Annotated in this window: 4 protein-coding genes and 1 pseudogene; 4 read left to right on the forward strand and 1 reads right to left on the reverse strand. The window is 61.3% G+C overall.

Annotated elements, in window-relative coordinates:
* Positions 1-242: 242 nt before the first annotated feature.
* Positions 243-1139, reverse strand: a complete 897-nt coding sequence (locus A3A9_RS0136400; protein ID WP_027062823.1) for a LysR family transcriptional regulator — start codon at positions 1137-1139, stop codon at positions 243-245.
* Between the two features lie 285 nt (positions 1140-1424).
* Between A3A9_RS0136400 and A3A9_RS0136405 the strand changes: the two genes are divergently transcribed.
* The 4 genes and pseudogenes from A3A9_RS0136405 to A3A9_RS46440 form a co-directional block, all read left to right on the forward strand.
* The gene (locus A3A9_RS0136405) at positions 1425-2159 is read left to right on the forward strand and encodes an SDR family NAD(P)-dependent oxidoreductase (RefSeq protein ID WP_027062824.1); all 735 of its coding nucleotides are present in this window, start codon (positions 1425-1427) and stop codon (positions 2157-2159) included.
* 68 nt (positions 2160-2227) lie between these two features.
* Positions 2228-2980, forward strand: a complete 753-nt coding sequence (locus A3A9_RS0136410; protein WP_027062825.1) for an SDR family NAD(P)-dependent oxidoreductase — start codon at positions 2228-2230, stop codon at positions 2978-2980.
* 92 nt (positions 2981-3072) lie between these two features.
* Entirely contained in the window at positions 3073-3672 is a 600-nt protein-coding gene (locus tag A3A9_RS0136415; RefSeq protein WP_027062826.1) for an NADPH-dependent F420 reductase, read from the forward strand.
* Between the two features lie 119 nt (positions 3673-3791).
* Positions 3792-3868: pseudogene (locus A3A9_RS46440) on the forward strand (class I SAM-dependent methyltransferase); the annotation flags it as partial.

The raw sequence follows: 3868 nt of genomic DNA on the forward strand, positions 1-3868 counted from the left end.
CACACGATACGACAAGCGATCTGATAACTTCCTGGCTGGCGTCAAACTCGCTTCTCTGAGAATCTGGATGCGATTTAATGAGTCTATGACCTAGAGCAATTCCAGGAAAAGTGTGAGACGGTTTTCCGTCCGGAATTGCGTCAAAACAAAGAGCAGCGGCTACCTGGAGTTCAGCCGTGACGGAATTGGCGATTAAGCCCTGTTCATGCGCAAAGGCTGGAATCCCGGCGACCTACCGCGCGTCAGTCGTGCGATACAGACAGCCCCGCGAGAAGCGGGGCGTGGGCGGCGAGCCTGCGGGACACGAACTCGGTAAAGAGCCGCACGCGCTTCGTCTTGCGTGCCTCCCCCTGTGTGAGAAGCCAGAGCGTCCCATGCATGGGCAGGTCGGTGCCCGGCACCCTCACCAATAGAGTATCGGCATCTCCGACGAAGCACGGCAGTTTCGTCATCCCGATCCCCTGCTGCGCCGCTACGATCTGCGTCTCGGCGTCCGGGGTCCTGAACGGAACTCCCGTGGTGTGAACCTCTCTCTCGCGCGCCCAGGCCGGGATTCCATGATCGTCTATGACGATCCACCGGATGGGATCAGTCGCGCCCGCACGCCATGCAGCCAGTCGATCGCGAGACATGTAGACGCCGCTGAACAGCTTCGGTCCCTTCAGGCCATGAAGATTGAGCGGCAGGGTCTTGCGGTCGGCGACAATGCGGATCGCGACGTCGGCCTCTCGGTTGGTCAGATTTGCCACCTCGCCGGACGTCAAGATTTCCATCTCGATGTCCGGATGCAGACGCGCGAAATCGGCAAGATCCGGCATGAGCAGGTGTGTGGCGAGGAACGGTGGAAGCGTCACCCGTAAAAGCCCGCGCGCGCTCTGGTCACGCCCGAAGACGCGCGTCTCCAACTGGTGCGACGACGCTTCCATCTGGTGCGCGAGATCGAGGACCTCCTCGCCCGCAGCCGTTAGGCGGTAGCCCGAAGGCAGCTTTTCGAACATATGCGCGCCCAGGCGTTGTTCAAGCTGAGCGATGCGTCGCAGCACGGTCGCGTGGTTCACACCGAGGCCCTTGGCGGCGGCCCGCACCGAGCCTCCGCGTGCGACGGCAAGGAAGTAGCGAACGTCATCCCAGTCGATCATGGTGCGATCCTGCACCGCGCGGTGCGCCTTCCAAAGCTCTGACTTGTCGCACAACAGCACAGGGCGGACATTTTAGCACCTGTCGACATAGCACCTGTCGACGTACGGGCCTAATTCCGAACGCAGGAACCTTATCGTCGCTGCTGCCGTTGATAGCCGTACCGGATCGATTTTGCACCACCGATGTGCGCTCTTCCTCACTCAACGCCTGACCTCGGCAGACCCATCTTGAAGTCTCGGGGCGTTCCCGAATGACCAAGGCGGAAGCCTGGAAGGATGCACGTCATGACCAGATTGAATGGAAAGACCGCCGTCATCACCGGCGGCGCCACCGGCATCGGCCGCGCCGCGGCGAAACGATTCGTCGAGGACGGCGCCTTCGTCTTCATCTTCGGCCGCCGCCAGGAAGCGCTCGACGCCGCGGTGGCGGACCTCGGCCCCAACACTCGCGCGGTGAAGGGCTCGGTCTCGGATGAGGCCGACCTCGACCGGCTCTACGCGGCTGTGAAGGCCGAGCGCGGAAGCCTCGATATCGTCTTCGCCAATGCCGGGGCAGGAAGCCCGCTTCCGCTCGGCCAGATCACCGCCGAGCACATTGACGAAACCTTCGACACCAATGTGAAGGGCACGATTTTCACGGTCCAGAAGGCGTTGCCGCTGATGGGCCCGGGCGGTTCGATCATCCTGACCGGATCGAGCGCCGGCACCACGGGCGCCCCGGGGTTCACCGCCTACAGCGCGAGCAAGGCGGCAGTGCGCAATCTAGCGCGGACCTGGGCGGCGGACCTGAAGGGCACCGGCATCCGGGTAAACGTGCTGTCGCCCGGGGCGACGGCGACCGAACTCGCGAAGGAGGCGCTGGGCGAGGAGGGCCAGAAGGCCTACGGCGCGATGACTCCGCTCCAGCGCATGGCCGATCCGGCGGAGATCGCAGCGGCGGCTGCCTTTCTCGCGTCGTCGGACAGCAGCTTCATGACCGCCAGCGAGGTCGCCGTCGATGGCGGTCTTGCGCAACTCTGAGCCCGATGCGGGACCACGCTCCTCAAGCTTTACGACAAAACAACACACACAACCACAGGTGAAAGATCATGAAAAAACTCGAAGGCAAAGTCGCAGTCATCACGGGCGGAAGCAGCGGGATTGGCTTGGCCACCGCCAAGCGCTTTGTGAAGGAAGGTGCACACGTCGTAATCACTGGGCGACGGGAGAAAGAGCTGAAGGAGGCCGCAGCCGTCATCAAGAGTAATGTTACGGCCGTCGTGGGCGACGTGTCACGCTTGGAAGATCTGGACCGGCTCTACGCCACCGTGAAAGAGAAACATGGTCACATCGACATTCTCTTCGCGAACGCGGGCGCAGGGACAGTCGCGCCGCTCGCGGCAGCTACCGAGGCCCATTTTGACCAGACCTTCGATGTGAACGTGAAGGGGTTGTTCTTTACGGTGCAGAAGGCCCTTCCCCTCTTCAAAGACGGCGGATCGATCATTCTGAACTCTTCGGTCTCGAATGTGATGGGGCTGCCCGCGTTCAGCACATACGCAGCAAGTAAGGCGGCTGTTCGCAGCTTCTCGCGGTCTTGGACACTGGAACTGAAGGACCGCAATATCCGCGTCAATACGATGAGCCCTGGCGCGATCGAGACTCCCGCCTTGGCGACGACGACCGGCCTTAACGCTGAGCAAGCCGAGCAGGCGGTCGCCCAGTTTGCTGCACAGATCCCAATGGGTCGCAGGGGCAAGCCTGAGGAAATCGCGGCTGCCCTCACGTTCCTCGCCTCGGATGAAAGCTCCTACATCACCGGCATAGATCTCGCGGTCGATGGTGGTTGGGCGCAGGTCTGAGCCCGGCGCGGTCCCGTGGCTGGCCCTTCAACCCCGCCAGTAGTGATCCCGCTTCTCAAGCTTTAGTTCCAGCACAAGACAGGAGAAACATTATGAGCTATTCAATTATCGGCTTCGGTAATATCGGCAAGGCCCTGGCCAAGGCCTTTGCCCGCAAGGGTATCCAAGTATCCGTCGCAACCACGCGCGACCCGGAAAGCTTTGCAGCCGATGCGGCCGCGATCGGGCCTACGATCATTCCCAAAAAGCTGGCGGACGCGGTCAAGGCGGACATCATCTTTTTGGCGGTCCGTTTCGAATCGCACCCGGATGTCGCCAAGACGCTCCCCACCTGGCAGGGCAAGACCATCGTTGATGTGACCAATGCCTACGGCGTGCCCCCCGAGGAACTGGGAGGACAGCCTTCTTCCAGGTTCATCGCGCATGCTTTCTCCAGCGCAAGGCTGGTCAAGGGCTTCAACCATTTGGGCGCTGCCACCCTTGACCAGGATCCCGCCGTACATGGTGGCAGGAGAGTCGTGTTCCTGGCGAGCGACGATGACGCTGCCGCAGCGGAGATTGGTACGCTCGCGGAAAATCTCGGTTTCTCGCCGATCAAACTTGGCGGGCTTTCGGAAGGCGGATTGCTGGTCCAGGCGCGCGGAAATAGCTGGGGTCAACTGATCTTCAAGGACCTGGCCAAGTTCGACTGATGAACACGACATGCCAACCGGCAGGGCCACGATGCACGGATCGGATCGAGCGCGATGCGATCCGGGGAATGCATAAATTCCTATGAGTACCGAACATCCAGACCGTAAAGGAGATTCCGATGTACGACCAATCCAAGGTATCCGAGTTGATCCGGTTCGCACGTGTAGATGCGGGCTCGACTGTCATTGATGTCTA

It is taken from the genome of Mesorhizobium loti CJ3sym (assembly GCF_000472785.1).
Classification (GTDB): Bacteria; Pseudomonadota; Alphaproteobacteria; order Rhizobiales; family Rhizobiaceae; genus Mesorhizobium; species Mesorhizobium loti_E.